The following is a 16,340-nucleotide window of genomic DNA, read 5'->3' on the forward strand; positions in this document are numbered from 1 at the left end:
TCATGCAGCTCACGGTGTGGACATATGAAGGACCTCCCCATGTCGGCGCAATGCGCGTCGCCACCGGGATGGAAGGCTTGCATTACGTCCTTCATGCTCCGCAGGGGGATACCTACGCGGATCTGCTGTTCACGATGATCGAACGCCGCGACCGGCGCCCGCCCGTGACCTACACCACGTTCTCCGCGCGGGATCTCGGCGGCGATACCGCCGAACTCTTCAAGACCGCGGCCCAGAATGCCTATGATCGTTTCCAGCCGCAGGCGATGCTCGTCGGCGCGTCCTGCACCGGTTCGCTGATCCAGGACGACCCCGGTGGTCTGGCGCGTGCGCTCGATCTCCCGATACCTGTCGTGGCCGTCGATTTGCCGGCCTATCAGCGCAAGGAAAACTGGGGCGCGGCCGAAACCTTCTATCAGCTGGTGCGCGCGCTCGCCGGGCCGTCGGCGCCGGCGTCCGGGACACCGCGTCCCGATCGCGCGGCCGGCGTGCGTGCCCGCTGCAATCTGCTTGGCCCGACCGCGCTCGGCTTCCGGCATCGCGACGATATTGTCGAGATCACATCGCTGCTGACAAAGCTCGGCATCGACGTCAATGTCACGGCGCCGATGGGAGCTAGCCCGGCCGATATCGCAAGACTGGGCGAGGCCGATTTCAACGTCGTGCTGTATCCCGAAGTCGCGGGTCAGGCTGCGTCCTGGCTGCAACGGACGTTCGGACAACCCTTCACCAAGACCGTTCCAATCGGCGTATCGGCCACCCGCGAATTCGTCGCAGAGGTCGCGACGCTCGCCGGTGTCGATGCGTCGGCGACGCTGGCTTCGGCCTCTAGCCGGCTGCCGTGGTACTCGCGTTCGGTCGACTCGACCTATCTGACCGGCAAGCGCGTCTTCATCTTTGGTGATGCCACCCATGCCGTTGCTGCAGCACGCATCGCATCCGACGAACTCGGCTTCAAGGTCGTAGGTCTCGGCACCTACAGCCGTGAGTTCGGCCGCGAAATCCGCGACGCGGCAAAACGCCATGACGCAGAACCGCTGATCACCGACGACTATCTGGAGGTCGAAGCGAAGGTCGCGGAACTGCAGCCCGAGCTGGTGCTGGGGACGCAGATGGAGCGGCATATCGCCAAGCGTCTCGGCGTTCCCTGCGCGGTGATCTCGGCGCCGGTGCATGTGCAGGATTTTCCGGCACGCTATGCGCCGCAGATGGGGTTTGAGGGCGCCAACGTCATCTTCGATACCTGGGTGCACCCGCTGATGATGGGCCTCGAAGAGCATCTGCTAGCGATGTTCAAGGATGATTTCGAGTTCAAGGATGGCGCTGTGCCGTCGCATCTGGGCGCCGGTCATTCAACGCCTGTTGCCGATGGGCCGGTTCAGGCAGCTTCGAATGCCTCGAATATCGCGGTCGTCTGGGCCGTCGATGCCGAGAAGGAGCTGTACAAAATTCCATTCTTCGTTCGCGGCAAGGCGCGCCGCAACACCGAACGTTTCGCCAATGAAAACGGCGTAGCCACCATAACCATCGAGACCCTCTACGATGCCAAAGCGCATTACGCCCGCTGACGCGACGCCTCTCCGGGTGGTCGTCGTGACCATGGACAGTCATCTGTCCGGCGCGGCTGCGCGTGCGCAGGTGCTGTTGAGGAGTAACTTCCCGGGGCTATCGCTCACGGTGCATTCCGCGGACGAATGGGGCACTGACGACGCAGCGCTCGATCGCTGCAAGGCCGATATTGTCCGCGGCGACATCGTGATCGCCACCATGCTGTTCCTCGACGATCACGTTCGCGCCGTGATGCCGGCACTCGTTGCCCGGCGCAGCCATTGCGACGCGATGATCTGTTGCATGTCGGCGGCCGAAATCGTCAAGCTGACACGCGTCGGCAAGTTCGACATGAGCGGCGAGGCGCTCGGCGCCATCGCGTGGCTGAAGAAGCTGCGCGGCAATCGCAAGGGCAGCCCCGGCGGCAAGGGTGAGATGAAGATGCTGCGGCAACTGCCGAAGTTGCTGCGCTTCATCCCCGGCACCGCTCAGGACATGCGCGCCTATTTCCTGACGCTGCAATACTGGCTCGCCGGCTCCGAGCAGAACATCGCGAACATGATCCGCCTGCTGGTCGACCGTTACGCTGAAGGTCCGCGCCGCAGCCTGCGCGGCATCGCCAAGGCGGAGGCGCCGGTCGACTATGCCGATATCGGCGTCTACCATCCGCGCCTCAAGGGGCGCATCGCCGATACCGCAGATCGACTGCCCGTCCTGGCCGGCGAGCGCGGCACCGTCGGCCTCCTGTTGCTGCGCTCCTATCTGCTTGCCGGAAATGCCGGTCACTATGACGGTGTGATCGCGGCGTTCGAGGCGAGGGGGCTGCGCGTGATCCCCGCCTTTGCCAGTGGCCTCGACCAGCGGCCGGCGATCGAACGCTTTTTCATGAAGGACGGAAGCAGCGTGGTCGATGCGGTGGTGTCGCTCACCGGTTTCTCGCTGGTGGGCGGTCCCGCCTACAATGATTCCCGGGCCGCCGAGGACATTTTGGCTCAACTCGACGTGCCCTATCTGTCGGCGCATCCCGTTGAATTCCAGACGCTGGAGCAATGGGGGGCCTCGGATCGTGGCCTGATGCCGGTGGAGAGCACCATCATGGTGGCGATCCCCGAGCTGGACGGTGCGGCGGGACCGATGGTCTATGGCGGTCGCTCCGACGGGGCTGGCGCTCCCTGCACCGGCTGCGAGCGTGCCTGCATTTTTGCGATGGCCGAGACTGGCGGCAAGATGCACGTGTGCAGCGAACGCGCCGACATGTTGGCGGCGCGGACGGCGCGTCTGGTCGCGACGCGTCGATCGGAACGGCGGGATCGCAAGGTCGCGATTGTCTTGTTCAACTTCCCGCCGAATGCCGGCAATACGGGTACCGCAGCGTTTCTGTCGGTGTTCGAATCCCTGCATCGCACGCTTTCTGCCATGAAGCGCGAGGGCTATCAGGTCGAGGTGCCCGAAAGCGCTGACGCCTTGCGCGATCGTATCGTGGTTGGCAATGCCGCCCGGTTCGGCGCCGATGCCAATGTCCACGCCAGAATTCCGGCTGATGATCACGTTCGGAGCGAAAAATGGCTGCGCCAGATCGAGGCGCAATGGGGCCCGGCGCCCGGCAAGCAGCAGAGCGACGGCAGCTCGATCTTCGTGCTGGGCGAGCGCTTCGGCAACGTCTTCGTCGGGATCCAGCCTGCGTTCGGATATGAAGGCGATCCGATGCGGTTGTTGTTCGAGAAAGGATTTGCGCCGACGCATGCCTTCTCGGCTTTCTATCGCTGGCTGCGCGAGGATTTCGGCGCCGGCGCCGTCCTGCATTTCGGAACCCACGGCGCGCTTGAATTCATGCCGGGCAAACAGGCGGGGCTTTCCGGCGCATGCTGGCCGGACCGGATGATCGGCGACCTGCCGAACCTCTATCTCTATGCCTCGAATAACCCGTCCGAAGGCACGATCGCCAAGCGTCGTACGGCCGCAACTCTGATCAGCTATCTGACGCCGCCGGTCGCGCATGCTAGACTCTACAAGGGCCTGGTTGAGCTGAAGGCCTCGATCGAGCGCTGGCGTGGACTTGCTCCGGACGAGGATGCGGAGCGCTGCGATCTCGCGACATTGATTCAGGCTCAGGCCAGTGCACTGGAACTAACCGAGGCGGCCCCCGCCTGGATGGATCAGGCCACGGCGATCGGAAAATTGTCGGAAGCCGTGCTCGAGCTCGAATACACCCTGATCCCGCATGGTCTGCATGTCGTTGGTGAAACGCCGTCGGTCGACCAGCGGGTCGAAATGCTCCAGGCGGTGGCGGATGCCTCGCATGGCGCGCGTCCCGACAAATCGATCCTCGAAGCGCTGGTGAAGGGCGAGGCGCCCGAAGCATTGGCCGCGAGGGATGATGCCGCGCTCACGCTCTACATGGAACTGGCCGGCATCGATCGCATCCTCCAGCAGGATCATGAACTGCCTGCAATCCTTCGTGCCCTGGATGGCAAGTTCACTCGTCCTGCGCCGGGGGCGATCTCCTGCGCACGCCGGCCATCCTGCCGACCGGCCGCAATCTCCACGGCTTCGATCCGTTCCGTATTCCCAGCGCCTTTGCCGTGCAAGACGGCGCGAGCCAAGCACAGCGGCTGATCGACAAACACGTCGGCGAAGGACACGGCATCCCCGAATCCGTAGCGATCGTGCTGTGGGGCACCGATAATCTCAAGAACGAGGGCGCGCCGATCGGGCAGGCGCTGGCCTTGCTTGGAGCAAAGCCGCGCTTCGATGGCTATGGCCGCCTGACTGGCGCGGAATTGATCCCGCTTGCTGAGCTTAGCCGGCCGCGGATCGACGTCATCATCACCATGTCCGGGATCTTCCGCGATCTGTTGCCACTGCAGATCAAGCTGCTGGCCGAAGCCTGCTTCCTCGCCGCATCCGCCGATGAGTCGATCGAACATAATTTCGTTCGCAAGCACGCACTGGCCTACCAAGCCGCAAATCACTGCGATCTCGAGACCGCATCGTTGCGCGTATTCGGCAATGCCGACGGTGCCTATGGCTCCAACGTCAACCATCTGGTCGAAAACGGCCGCTGGGAGGACGAGGACGAACTCGCCGAGACCTATACCCGACGCAAGAGTTTTGCCTACGGCCTCAAGGGTCAGCCGGTACAGCAGACGGCGTTGTTGAAGAACGCGCTCGCCACTGTCGATCTCGCCTATCAGAACCTCGACTCGGTCGAGCTCGGCGTGACCACCGTGGATCATTACTTCGACACGCTCGGCGGCATCAGCCGCGCCGTGCGAATGGCAAAGGGCGGCCAGTCGGCGCCGGTCTATATCGGCGACCAGACCCGCGGTGCGGGCACGGTCCGGACCCTGTCGGAGCAGGTCGCGTTGGAAACCCGCACCCGGATGCTCAATCCGAAATGGTACGAGGGCATGCTCAAGCACGGTTATGAGGGCGTTCGCCAGATCGAAGAGCACGTCACCAACACGATGGGCTGGTCGGCGACGACGGGCGAGGTGGCGCCCTGGGTCTACCGGCAGCTCACCGAGACATTCATGCTCGATCCCGAAATGCGCGAGCGCCTGGCCTCGCTCAATCCCGTGGCCTCCGCGAAGGTCGCCAACCGGCTGATCGAAGCGCACGAACGCAAATACTGGTCGCCCGATCCGGAGATGCTCGATGTCCTGCGCAGGGCAGGCGAAGAGCTCGAAGACCGCCTCGAAGGCGTGGGAGTTGCCGCATGAACATCCAGACCAAGCCATCGTCGCTCAAGAGCCCGTCCTGCTGCGGCGACGGCGAGGGCAGCGTGCAGGTCCAGCTCGATCCCAAGCTCAAGATCGGCACAGCAAAGGTGTTCTCGGTCTACGGCAAGGGCGGCATCGGCAAGAGCACGACGTCGTCGAACCTGTCGGTCGCATTCTCCAAGCTCGGCAAGCGCGTGCTGCAGATCGGCTGCGATCCCAAGCACGACTCGACCTTCACGCTGACCAAGCGGCTGGTCCCGACGGTGATCGACGTGCTCGAATCCGTGAACTTCCACGCCGAGGAATTGCGTCCCGAGGATTTCGTGTTCGAAGGCTACAACGGCGTGATGTGTCTCGAGGCGGGCGGCCCGCCGGCCGGCACCGGCTGCGGCGGTTACGTCGTCGGCCAGACCGTGAAGCTTCTCAAAGAGCACCATCTGCTCGAAGACACCGATGTGGTGATCTTCGACGTGCTCGGCGATGTCGTCTGTGGTGGCTTTGCCGCGCCGCTGCAACATTCCGACCGTGCGTTGATCGTCGCCGCCAATGATTTCGACTCGATCTTCGCGATGAACCGCATCGTGGCCGCGATCGAAGCCAAATCGAAGAATTACGGCGTCCGGCTCGGCGGCGTGATCGCCAACCGCAGCAGGGATACCGACCAGATCGACAGATATGCCGAACAGGCCGGATTGAAGCGCGTGGCGCATTTCCCGGATCTCGACGTCATCCGCAAGAGCCGCCTGAAGAAATCGACGCTGTTCGAAATGGACGAGACGCCGGAATTGAAGGCCGTCACCGACGAATACATGCGGCTTGCCGCCGAGCTCTGGGCCGGCACGATCGAGCCCTTGCCGGGCAAGTCACTCAAGGACCGTGAAATCTTCGATCTGCTGGGGTTCGACTGATGTCGATTGCAACCTATATCGAACGGCGCGGCGAGCTTGAGACCTATTTCGACCGGACTGCGGTCGATGCATGGGCCAAACTGACGTCGGATGCGCCGGTCGGCCGTATCCGGGCGACCGTGCGCGCGGGGCGCGATGAGATGCGCAACACGCTGCTATCCTGGCTGCCGCAGAACATGAGCGGGGCGCGATTGCTCGATGCCGGCTGTGGCACGGGTGCGTTGTCGATCGAGGCGGCGCGGCGCGGCGCTCGCGTGGTCGCGATCGATCTGTCGCCGACGCTGGTGTCGGTGGCGCGCGAACGGCTGCCGTCGGATCTCGATTCCGCGACCATCGAATTTCGGTCCGGCGACATGCTCGACCCCAAGCTGGGCAGGTTCGACTTCGTCGTCGCGATGGATTCGCTGATCCATTATCGCCCGACGGACACCTGCCGGATCATGGCCGGTCTGGCGGAGCGGACCGCCGAGGCCCTGTTGGTGACGTTCGCTCCGAAGACGCCTGCCCTTGCCGTGATGCATGCCGTCGGTCGGCTCTTCCCACGCGGCGATCGCGCACCAGCGATCGAACCGGTGGGCGAGCAGAAGTTGCGGCGGCTGTTGACGGCAGATGAGGGGCTTGAGCGCTGGCAGCTCGGCCGCAGCCATCGCGTCGCCAGCGGATTCTACAAGTCGCAGGCCTTGGAGATGATTCCCAGATGACCCGGATTTCGTCGACATTGGCGAAAGGCTGGATGCGGCTGGGGACCCGCTTCCTTCCCTTTGCCGACGCGGCAACGACGGAGCTTCCGCTCGGGCGGCTGCTGCGTCTGTCGCTGTTCCAGGTGTCGACCGGCATCTCGATTGTGCTGCTGAACGGCACGCTCAACCGCGTGATGATCGTCGAACTCGGTGTTTCGACGCTGCTGGTCTCGTTGATGGTGTCGATTCCGCTGGTGTTCGCACCATTCCGCGTCCTGATCGGCTTCAAATCCGACAATCATCGCTCGGTGCTAGGCTGGCGCCGGGTGCCCTATATCTGGATGGGAACGCTGATCCAGTTCGGTGGCTTCGCTATCCTGCCGTTTGCTCTGCTGGTGCTGTCAGGCACGGGCGAATATCCTGCGGTCTACGGACAATTCGGCGCGGCGCTCGCCTTCCTGCTGGTCGGCGCCGGCATGCATACGGCCCAGACCGCAGGTCTCGCGCTCGCCACCGATCTCGCGCCTGAAGACGCGCGGCCGCGCGTGGTGGCCTTCCTCTATGTGATGCTGCTGTTCGGGATGGCCGGCAGTGCGCTGATCTTCAGCGAGCTGTTGCGCAACTTCAACGAGATCCGCCTGATCCAGGTGATCCAGGGCGTTGCGGTCACGCAGTTGCTGCTCAACATCGCCGCGCTGTGGAAGCAGGAAGCGCGCAATCCCGCGCTGACATCGGCTGCGCGCGAGCGGCCTGAATTCCAACACTCCTGGGCCAGGTTCCGCAATGCCGGCGGTTCGATCCGCGTCCTCGTCGCGGTGGCGCTCGGCACCTCGGCATTCTCGATGCAGGATATTCTGCTTGAGCCCTACGGCGCCGAAATTCTCAAGCTGACCGTAGGCCAGACCACGGCGCTCACGGCGTTCTTCGCGCTCGGCACGCTGGCCGGATTTGGGCTTGCCGCAAGGACGCTGGGACGCAACGCCGATCCCTACCGCATCGCCGGCTTTGGCGCGGTGGCAGGGGTGTTCGCGTTCGCCGCGGTAATCTTCGCCGCGCCCCTGAGCTCGGTGCTCTTGTTTCGGATCGGCACCGCGCTGATCGGTTTCGGTGGCGGGCTGTTTGCTGCGGGAACGCTGACCGCGGCGATGGCGCTGGCGCGTGACGGTGAAAGTGGATTGGCGCTGGGCACCTGGGGTGCGGTGCAGGCGACCGCGGCCGGCGGCGGGATCGCGCTCGGCGGCGGCATTCGCGATGCGGTGACGTCGCTGGCATCGAACGGCGCGCTTGGCCGCGCGCTGACGGATCCGTCGACGGGATACAGCGTCGTCTACCACATCGAAATTGCCTTGTTGTTCGCCACTCTGGTTGCGATCGGTCCGCTCGTGCGCACAGCACGCGCGAGCTTTCCGCAGCCATCCACGAAGTTCGGCCTGGCGGAATTTCCAGGCTAGTCAACGAAGGGGAGGTCGCCCATGCAGCCCGACTCATATTTGGACCTGGCACAGGTCACGCTTTACGTCTTCTGGATCTTCTTTGCCTGCCTGATCTTCTATCTTCGCCGTGAAGACAAGCGCGAAGGTTATCCGCTCGAATCGACGGGGATCAACGGCGGGGTTTCCTACGGCTTTCCGCGCATGCCCGATTCCAAGACCTATCTCTTGCGGGACGGACACACCGCCACGCTGCCGAACCACAAGAACGATCGCCCCGACGTCGCGTTGGCGCCGATCGCGGTGTGGCCGGGCGCTCCGGCTGAGCCGACCGGCAATCCGATGCTCGATGGCGTCGGGCCCGGATCCTACGCCAACCGCGAAGACGTTCCCGAACTGACGATGGAGAACATTCCGTGCATCGTTCCGTTGCGGGTTGCCGAGGGCACCTATCTGGAGTCCCGCGACCCCGATCCGCGCGGAATGCGGGTGAACGGGGCGGACAGCGAACCCGGCGGTATCGTTACCGACGTCTGGGTCGATCGCGCCGAGGCCCTGATCCGCTATCTCGAAGTCGAGGTGCCGATCATCGGCGGCGTCAAGCGCGTGCTGCTGCCGGTGCCTTTCGCCAAGATTGATGGTCGCCGCCGCCGGGTTTGGGTCGATGCGATCCTCGGCAGCCAGTTCGCCGAAGTCCCGACGACGAAGAGCCCGGATCAGGTGACCAAGCTCGAGGAAGATCGCATCGTCGGATATTACGGCGCGGGCACGCTCTACGCCACGCCGGCGCGTCAGGAGCCGCTGCTGTGAAACAGGATCATCAGCAGTTCAAGAATGTGCCGCTCAACGATCTGCCGGCGCCGCTACCGGTCGGCGAGCGTGTGATCTGGCAGGGTAAGCCGAGCTTCAAGGGACTGGCGCTGCGGTCGTTCCACATCCGCGAGGTCGCGATCTATTTCGGCATCCTGCTGGCGTGGCGGCTGTGGTCCAACTGGTCGCACGGCATGCAGGCAAGCGATGCCGTCATTTCGGCGCTGTGGCTGATCGCTCCGGCGCTCAGCGCCATCGTCGTGCTGGCCGGCCTCGCGTGGTTGTTCCGCCGCGCCGCCTGCTACACGCTGACCAGCAAGCGGGTCCTGTTCCAGTTCGGCGTCGCGCTGCCGATGACCATGAATATCCCGCTGAGCAAGATCACCAACGCCGCCCTGAAGATCCATCGCGATGGCTCGGGTGACATTCCGCTGGGCGTGTCGGACGGCAAACGGGTGTCGTACTTGCTGCTTTGGCCGCACATCCGGCCCTGGCGGCTGCGCGTGCCGGAGCCGATGCTGTGCGCATTGCCGGACGCCGCGATCGTCGCTGCGAAACTCTCGGACGCATTGGGCGGGCAGCCCGCCCCGACGGCGGTCGCACTTTCGGCCTCCGCCAATCGCAATCTGGTCTCGGACGTCGCGGCCAACTCGCCGTCGACCGCGGCTGCCTGAACGGAGGACACTCATGAGCCATGCCATCCAGGAACCCGTGGTCCCCAAAGGCGGCATCATCGCGGCCGCGGCCCTTGTCCTATTTTCTCTCGCGACGGTGACAACGGCGCGACTGACGGGGACGGGCGGCGTCCGCATGATGCTGCCGGCCGCCGTCGAAAGCCGCGACTTCCAGTTCGAGGACGGTCAGAATGGTGCGGTGCTGGTGTACGACGCTCGCGATCGTCAACTCGTGGACACGCTGGCGCCCGGCAGCAATGGATTCATTCGCGTCGTGCTGCGTGGGCTCGCGCGGGAACGCAAGCTCGGCGATATCGGCCGACAGCCGCCATTTCGCCTCACCCGGTTCGTCAACGGCCAGATCACGCTGACGGACACATCGACCGGCAAGCAGATCGATCTCGATGCTTTCGGCTCGGCCAATACCCTGGCCTTTGCGCGGCTGTTGAAGTTGAAGGGCGGTGCGTCATGAGGATGCTCTGGACGACGTCACGCAAGACGTTCGACGTGCCCTGTACGATCGAGATCGAGCAGACCTCGGAGACGCTGCACGCCCATGTGGTGCTCGACGGCGACATCGCAATTCAGCCCGGCGACGAGGTCAGGGTCCACGACGCGCCGACCGGAGTCGCCTTCGGTGAGCGTCTGGTCGTGCGCCGAACCGCGACGGTGGTCCGCGCCGGTCCGCTCGACCGCCTGCTGGCGCGAATCGAAGGCTACCTGGAATTGACTGAACTTTACGAAGTCAGCTTCTCGGACGGGAGGGCATTATGATCAACATGGAAGGCGGCACCCACGGCAGTCTGCAAGCACGGCCCGCGATCAAGGGCAGCAGCGAAAGTCTCGACAAGGCGCGCGAAGACACCATCCTCAGCCCGCGTTTCTACACCACGGACTACGAGGCGATGGATCGCCTCGATGTCAGCTTGGTGCGCTCCGAATGGAATGCGGTCATCAAGGAGCTGCGCGCCGATCACAACAAGGCGCATTTCGTCAAGACCGACGAATTCAAGAACGACCTGCAATCGTTGCCGCCCGAGTTGCGCAAGGAGTTCAAGGATTTCCTGGTCTCATCGCTCACCGCCGAATTCTCCGGCTGCGTGCTCTACGCGGAGATCAAGAAGCGGATCAAGAACAGGGATATCCAGGAGCTGTTCAGCTTCATGAGCCGGGACGAGGCTCGCCACGCCGGCTTCATCAACGAGATCCTGAAGGATCACGGCATCGGGGTCGATCTGAGCTTCCTCACCAAGGTGAAGAAGTACACCTACTTCCGGCCCAAATTCATCTTCTACGCGACCTATCTGTCCGAGAAGATCGGCTACGCCCGCTACATCACGATCTACCGGCAGATGGAGCGGCATCCCGAACGCCAATTCCATCCAATCTTCCGCTGGTTCGAATTGTGGTGCAACGACGAGTTTCGCCACGGCGAGGCGTTTGCGCTGCTGATGCGCGCCGATCCCTCGCTGCTGCGCGGCGTCAACAAGCTCTGGATCAGGTTCTTCCTGCTCGCCGTGTTCGCCACCATGTATGTGCGCGATCACATGCGCCCCGCTTTCCACGAGGCGCTTGGCATGGATCCCACCGAATACGACATGCGGGTGTTCCGCATCACCTCGGAGATTTCCAGGCAGGTGTTTCCGGTCACGCTGGATATCGAAAACCCGCGCTTCCTTGCCGGTCTCGAGCGCTTGCGCATGATTTCGGAAGGGATCGCGGATGCGCGCGAGAAGGGTGGCTTGCTATCGAGAGTGAAGCGCGCAGGTCTTGCGGCCCAGGCAGCGCTGACATTTGCACGGCTGTTCCTGCTGCCAGTGAAGCCGAACACGTTACCGCGCGAAATCTGCCTGCAACCGGCTTGGTGAGGAGAGGGCGTTGGTATCCGCATACACGGTCCCCCCTATCTACGCTGCCTTCGTGTGGTGGTTCAGCACCGGGGCCGTGCTGTTGCTGGTGGGACGTTCGGGACGCTTTGAAGTGTCGCGGGCGTTTCTGGCCGGTGTGCTGCTCGCCGGATCGCTCGGGGGGCTCGCGCTGACGGCTGGCGATATCAGTGTCGGTGGTGCGTATACGGCCTTCACATGCACCATCCTGCTATGGGGCGCACAGGAGATCGCCTTTCTCGCGGGCTGGTTGACGGGGCCACGACCGCAGCCTTGTCCGGTCGGCGCGATCGGCCCGAAACGCTTTGGGCTCGCCTTGCAGGCCATTCTCTATCATGAGTTCGCGCTGCTGGCCTGCGGCGCTGCGGTCGCTGCGCTGACCTGGGGCGGCGCCAACCAGATCGGTCTATGGACATTTGCCGCCCTTTGGGTGCTGCGGCAGAGCGCAAAGATCAACCTGTTCCTCGGCGTTCCCGTCACCAACGACGAATTAATGCCGGAGGCGGTGCAATTCTTGAAGACGTTCTTCGCGCGCAAACCGGTTAGCGCCTTCTTTCCGCTATCCGTCACGCTTGCGACCGCGGTCCTCGTCATCATGATCCAGCGGATCGTCGAAGTCGCGATCACGCCCTTCGACATCGTCGGCCTGACGCTGGTCTCGACGCTGTTTGCGCTCGGCGTGGTCGAGCATTGGTTCATGCTGCTTCCGCTGCCGGCGATCACGCTGTGGGGCTGGGGTATGCGCTCGGGTTTCCCGCCGGAGGACACCACCATGGAACAGGAACAAGACGTCAAGACCGCGATGGCGCCGCCCAATCTCGTCGTGCTGGCGAATGTGCGCTCCGATGCCGCGCCTCCGAAGCTGTCACCAGGAGCCTGCGCGCGACAGCGGCTCGAAGACCAGTTTCGCCAGAGTTATCGCGAGCAGCAGGCAAGAGAAGGCCTGACGGCGGCTCACACGATCTGTCCCGAGCCGGCGGCAACGATCAAGGGGAGGACGTCATGAACTACGAAGCCTATTTTCGCCGGCAACTCGAAGGTCTTCATCGCGAAGGCCGCTATCGCGTATTTGCCGACCTCGAACGCAAGGCAGGCGCGTTTCCTCGAGCCAAACATCATCATCCGGGCGGCGCCGGCGAAGTCACCGTCTGGTGCTCCAACGACTACCTCGGCATGGGCCAGCACCCCGCGGTGCTGAAGGCGATGCACGAGGCGCTCGACAGTTGCGGTGCCGGCGCCGGCGGCACCCGCAACATCGCGGGGACCAATCACTATCACGTGCTGCTGGAGAGAGAGCTGGCCGATCTGCACGGCAAGGAGTCAGCGCTCCTGTTCACGTCGGGCTATGTTTCCAACATGGCGTCGCTCAGCACGCTGGCGTCACGGATGCCCGGCTGTACGATCCTGTCGGACGAGCTCAACCACGCCTCGATGATCGAGGGCATCAGGCACAGCCGCAGCGACACGCGCATCTTCGCCCACAACGATCCGCGCGATCTCGAGCGTAAGCTCAGCGATCTCGATCCGCATGCGCCGAAGCTGGTGGCCTTCGAGTCGGTCTATTCCATGGATGGCGATATCGCGCCGATTGCCGAGCTCTGCGACGTCGCGGACGCCCACAATGCAATGACCTATCTCGACGAGGTTCACGGCGTCGGCCTTTACGGACCGAAGGGTGGCGGCATCGCCGACCGCGAGGGTGTGAGCCACCGCCTGACCGTGATCGAAGGCACCCTGGCAAAGGCCTTCGGCGTCATCGGCGGCTACGTTGCGGCGTCGGCCACGATCTGCGATTTCATTCGCAGTTTCGCTTCCGGCTTCATCTTCACCACGTCGCTGCCGCCCACGGTGGCCGCCGGCGCGCTCACCAGTATTCGCCATCTGAAATCGAGCGCGGCGGAACGCGAGCGGCATCAGGATCGCGTCGCGCGGCTGCGCAGGCGCCTCGACGAGGCGGGAGTTGCTCATCTGGACAATCCCAGCCACATCGTGCCGGTCATGGTCTGCGACCCCGTTTTGTGCAAGCAGATCAGCGACGTGCTGATCGACCGCTACGGCATCTATGTACAGCCGATCAACTACCCGACCGTGCCGCGCGGCACCGAGCGACTGCGCATCACGCCGTCGCCGCATCACACCGATGCTGATATCGAGCATCTGGTAAATGCGCTCGCACAGATCTGGGCGGAGGTCGGGCTCGCCAAGGCAGCTTGATCTGCTGATGCTTGACGACTGATCTGGGTGCTTGGAGTTGGTCAATGGCCCGATAGGCCAGGTCTTTTGCGAACCGCGGTCGATCATGCGGAAGTTGATGAAGTTCCTTCACACGCTTGGAGCGATCGGCCTTGTCGGCGCGGTCGCATGCTTTCTTGTCATGACCGGCCACGCGCCCGCGCCAAGCGCGATCGCGCAATACGCGCCGCTCAGCATCGCGACAGGAGCAGTGGCGACCTGGATCTTTATGCCGTCTCTCGGGCTTACCCTGATAGCCGGTCTGTTGGCCATGGCCCTGAATAGAGCCTTTCACAACGCCGGCTGGGCATGGGCAAAGCTGGCGACGGGCGTCCTCGTTTTTGAATGGGGATTTGTCTCTGTGGTCGGACCGCTCCAACAGGAAGCAGAGCAAAGCGCGCGAGCATTTGCCGGCGAAATCGATCCCGCAACGCTCGCCGGAGAATTGGGGACACGTCGCGCTACGCTGTGGGTGTTTTTGGCCATTGCGATGGCCAACATTGTTCTCGGCGTGTGGCGGCCTCGGCTCACTCGGTTGCCGGACTAGATTTTTCGTCTGAACACAAGGGGGATCTCTGCGATGGCAACTCATATCGTGATGGATCATTCAGGTGACATGCGTCACCATTTCGACCCCGCAGACGCGCAGGCAAGCGCCGAGGCGCGGCACCGCTTCGAAACTCTGGTTGCCGCGGGCTTTACGGCCGCAGTGCGGACGCGCCCGGGCGATGTGCGCCTGTTGACGGCCTTCGATCCGCAGGCGGACGAGACGGTGTTCTTTCCCAGGCTGGTCGGCGGTTGAGATGCCGCGATGCGATGGCCTGTCAAAGGACGCGATCAGGCGCGACTGAAATTGGTTAGCCGTCTATTGCGTGCCATGCGTGCGGAGAATGCCCCCGAAGCGTGCGGCCGCCGCCTGCTGCGAGATTGGCTCTCCGCCGCCCAACGCGCGCAATTCGACGCGGATAGATGCTTTGATGTAACCGGCTCCGACAGCGGCAAACGCTACCGGATCTGCTACGGAACAGCAGCAAATATTCGGGAACTCGATCGGGACGGCAAGGAGGGGACCGGCTGGTGCTTTGCGCCCGTCGGAGCGCTCGTTCCAGGCGACGTTATGCTTGCGCAAAAGATCGCCCTTGAGACCTCGGAGGCAGCTGCTTTGGCTCTTGCCAACCGCGTCCCGCTGATCCCCCGCTTGACCCATTAGGGCCCTGTCGTCTTCAGCCCTGGCGAACGGAGAAATCCAAGCCGTTTGCAGCTTTGCTCCTGTCTTGCGCGTTAGCGCGGCCGCGTCTGCGAGTTGGATGTCACTGCCGAGACAGTGCACATCGAGAGCCAGGTGGGCGCTGCGAAGCCGCTTACGGCCTTCAAAAGACTTCGACCCCCGAATCCTTGATGACCTTGCCCCAGCGGCGGTAGTCGGCCTTGATGATGTCGGTGAAGCCCTCGGGCGTCGAGGTGGTCACAACCAGTCCCTGAGCCTCCAGGCGAGCACGAACATCGGGCTCGGCTCCGATGCGGACGATCTCGGCATTCAAGCGCTGGATGATTTCAGCCGGAGTCCCCGCGGGTGCGACCAGGCCGAACCAGGAATCGACGACGAAGTCCCACACGCCGGCTTCGGCAGCGGTGGGCACGTCCGGAAGCTGCGGCGACCGCTCGCGGCTGGTGACGAGCAGGCCCTTCACCTTGCCGTCGCGGATCTGCGGCGCGAGCACGGTGAGGGTGTCGAACGACAGATTGACGACGTTGCCGAGCAGCGCGTTCACCGCCGGGGCGCTGCCCTTGAACGGCACGTGCAGCAGCTTCGTTCCGGTCTGGTTTTGGAAGAGCTCGCCGCTCAGATGGCAGAGCGTCCCGGGACCGCAGGACGAATAGGTCAGCTTGCCGGGATCCTTGTTCGCCGCGGCGACGAGGTCCTTGGCGGTGGAGACCGGCGTGTTCGGGCTGGCTGCCAGCACGTAGGGGACGGTCGCCAGGTTCGATACCGGCGCAAAGCTCTTGAAGGGATCGTACCTGATCTCCTTGTTGATGTGCGGCAGGATGGTGAGCTGGCCTGCGGGAGCCAGGGACAACGTATAGCCATCGGGATCTGCGCCGGCGACCGCTTCGGCGGCAATTGCGGTGCCTGCGCCGGCCTTGTTCTCGATCACGACGGGCTGCTTGAGCGCTTCGCTCAGTCTGTCGGCGTAAACGCGAGCAACGGTATCCGCGGCGCCGCCGGGAGGAAACGGCACGACCAGCTTGATCGTCCGGCTTGGCCAGGCACCGGCACTCGCGCCGCTCGCGCTCATCAGCAGCGATGCGGTCAAAACGGACGCGGCGAAGAAGCGAAGAGATCGGACGAAGCGCACGACGGAAATCCTCAGTGATGTCTGGCAAGCCCGCCGCACGTCCCTTTCGCCGGAACGCTGCTGGCAATACTTGCTACGGAGAGCCCTCAATAG

15 protein-coding genes and 1 pseudogene are annotated in these 16,340 nt (G+C 63.7%); 15 read left to right on the forward strand and 1 reads right to left on the reverse strand.

From position 1 onward, the window contains the following. Positions 1-2 precede the first annotated feature (2 nt). The 15 genes and pseudogenes from bchB (at position 3) to F8237_RS24855 (ending at position 15,100) form a co-directional block, all read left to right on the forward strand. Positions 3-1,568, forward strand: coding sequence for a ferredoxin:protochlorophyllide reductase (ATP-dependent) subunit B (gene bchB, locus F8237_RS24785; RefSeq protein ID WP_151648773.1), 1,566 nt, complete (start codon positions 3-5; stop codon positions 1,566-1,568). Then, positions 1,543-5,270 (forward strand): annotated as a pseudogene (locus tag F8237_RS24790) (magnesium chelatase subunit H). The gene bchB and the pseudogene F8237_RS24790 overlap by 26 nt, the downstream one beginning before the upstream one ends. Then, the gene (gene bchL, locus F8237_RS24795) at positions 5,267-6,178 is read left to right on the forward strand and encodes a ferredoxin:protochlorophyllide reductase (ATP-dependent) iron-sulfur ATP-binding protein (protein ID WP_151648775.1); all 912 of its coding nucleotides are present in this window, start codon (positions 5,267-5,269) and stop codon (positions 6,176-6,178) included. Before F8237_RS24790 ends, bchL begins: the two are co-directional and overlap by 4 nt. Beyond that, positions 6,178-6,879, forward strand: a complete 702-nt coding sequence (gene bchM / locus F8237_RS24800) for a magnesium protoporphyrin IX methyltransferase (RefSeq protein ID WP_151648777.1) — start codon at positions 6,178-6,180, stop codon at positions 6,877-6,879. Before bchL ends, bchM begins: the two co-directional genes overlap by 1 nt. Continuing rightward, the gene (locus F8237_RS24805; RefSeq protein WP_151648779.1) at positions 6,876-8,309 is read left to right on the forward strand and encodes an MFS transporter; all 1,434 of its coding nucleotides are present in this window, start codon (positions 6,876-6,878) and stop codon (positions 8,307-8,309) included. Before bchM ends, F8237_RS24805 begins: the two co-directional genes overlap by 4 nt. Positions 8,310-8,330: 21 nt before the next feature. Beyond that, positions 8,331-9,098: a photosynthetic reaction center subunit H gene (puhA, locus tag F8237_RS24810; RefSeq protein ID WP_151648781.1), complete on the forward strand. Its 768-nt coding sequence runs from the start codon at positions 8,331-8,333 to the stop codon at positions 9,096-9,098. Continuing rightward, positions 9,095-9,772 (forward strand): photosynthetic complex putative assembly protein PuhB, encoded by a 678-nt coding sequence (puhB, locus tag F8237_RS24815; protein ID WP_151648783.1) that lies wholly within the window; start codon positions 9,095-9,097, stop codon positions 9,770-9,772. Before puhA ends, puhB begins: the two co-directional genes overlap by 4 nt. Before the next feature lie 13 nt (positions 9,773-9,785). Further along, positions 9,786-10,244 carry a photosynthetic complex assembly protein PuhC gene (gene puhC / locus F8237_RS24820; RefSeq protein WP_151648785.1) on the forward strand — a complete coding sequence of 153 codons (459 nt, stop codon included), beginning with the start codon at positions 9,786-9,788 and terminating at the stop codon, positions 10,242-10,244. Next, positions 10,241-10,546 carry a hypothetical protein gene (locus F8237_RS24825; protein ID WP_151648787.1) on the forward strand — a complete coding sequence of 102 codons (306 nt, stop codon included), beginning with the start codon at positions 10,241-10,243 and terminating at the stop codon, positions 10,544-10,546. Before puhC ends, F8237_RS24825 begins: the two co-directional genes overlap by 4 nt. Next, entirely contained in the window at positions 10,543-11,640 is a 1,098-nt protein-coding gene (gene acsF, locus F8237_RS24830) for a magnesium-protoporphyrin IX monomethyl ester (oxidative) cyclase (protein WP_151648789.1), read from the forward strand. Before F8237_RS24825 ends, acsF begins: the two co-directional genes overlap by 4 nt. 10 nt (positions 11,641-11,650) lie before the next feature. Then, a complete protein-coding gene (gene puhE / locus F8237_RS24835) occupies positions 11,651-12,664 on the forward strand; it encodes a putative photosynthetic complex assembly protein PuhE (RefSeq protein WP_151648791.1) in 1,014 nt (337 codons plus the stop codon). Beyond that, positions 12,661-13,872, forward strand: a complete 1,212-nt coding sequence (gene hemA, locus F8237_RS24840) for a 5-aminolevulinate synthase (RefSeq protein WP_151648793.1) — start codon at positions 12,661-12,663, stop codon at positions 13,870-13,872. Before puhE ends, hemA begins: the two co-directional genes overlap by 4 nt. 85 nt (positions 13,873-13,957) lie before the next feature. Beyond that, entirely contained in the window at positions 13,958-14,437 is a 480-nt protein-coding gene (locus tag F8237_RS24845) for a hypothetical protein (protein WP_151648795.1), read from the forward strand. A 33-nt stretch (positions 14,438-14,470) separates the two neighbouring features. After that, positions 14,471-14,692 (forward strand): hypothetical protein, encoded by a 222-nt coding sequence (locus F8237_RS24850; protein WP_151648797.1) that lies wholly within the window; start codon positions 14,471-14,473, stop codon positions 14,690-14,692. Positions 14,693-14,701: 9 nt separating this feature from the next. After that, on the forward strand, positions 14,702-15,100 hold the full coding sequence (locus F8237_RS24855) for a hypothetical protein (protein ID WP_374761591.1): 399 nt from the start codon (positions 14,702-14,704) through the stop codon (positions 15,098-15,100). A gap of 160 nt (positions 15,101-15,260) precedes the next feature. Here the strand turns inward: F8237_RS24855 and F8237_RS24860 are convergent, their stop codons facing one another. Beyond that, positions 15,261-16,247 carry a Bug family tripartite tricarboxylate transporter substrate binding protein gene (locus tag F8237_RS24860; protein WP_151648799.1) on the reverse strand — a complete coding sequence of 329 codons (987 nt, stop codon included), beginning with the start codon at positions 16,245-16,247 and terminating at the stop codon, positions 15,261-15,263. Between the last annotated feature and the right edge of the window lie 93 nt (positions 16,248-16,340).

This window comes from Bradyrhizobium betae, from assembly GCF_008932115.1.
In the GTDB taxonomy this organism is placed as follows: Bacteria; Pseudomonadota; Alphaproteobacteria; order Rhizobiales; family Xanthobacteraceae; genus Bradyrhizobium; species Bradyrhizobium betae.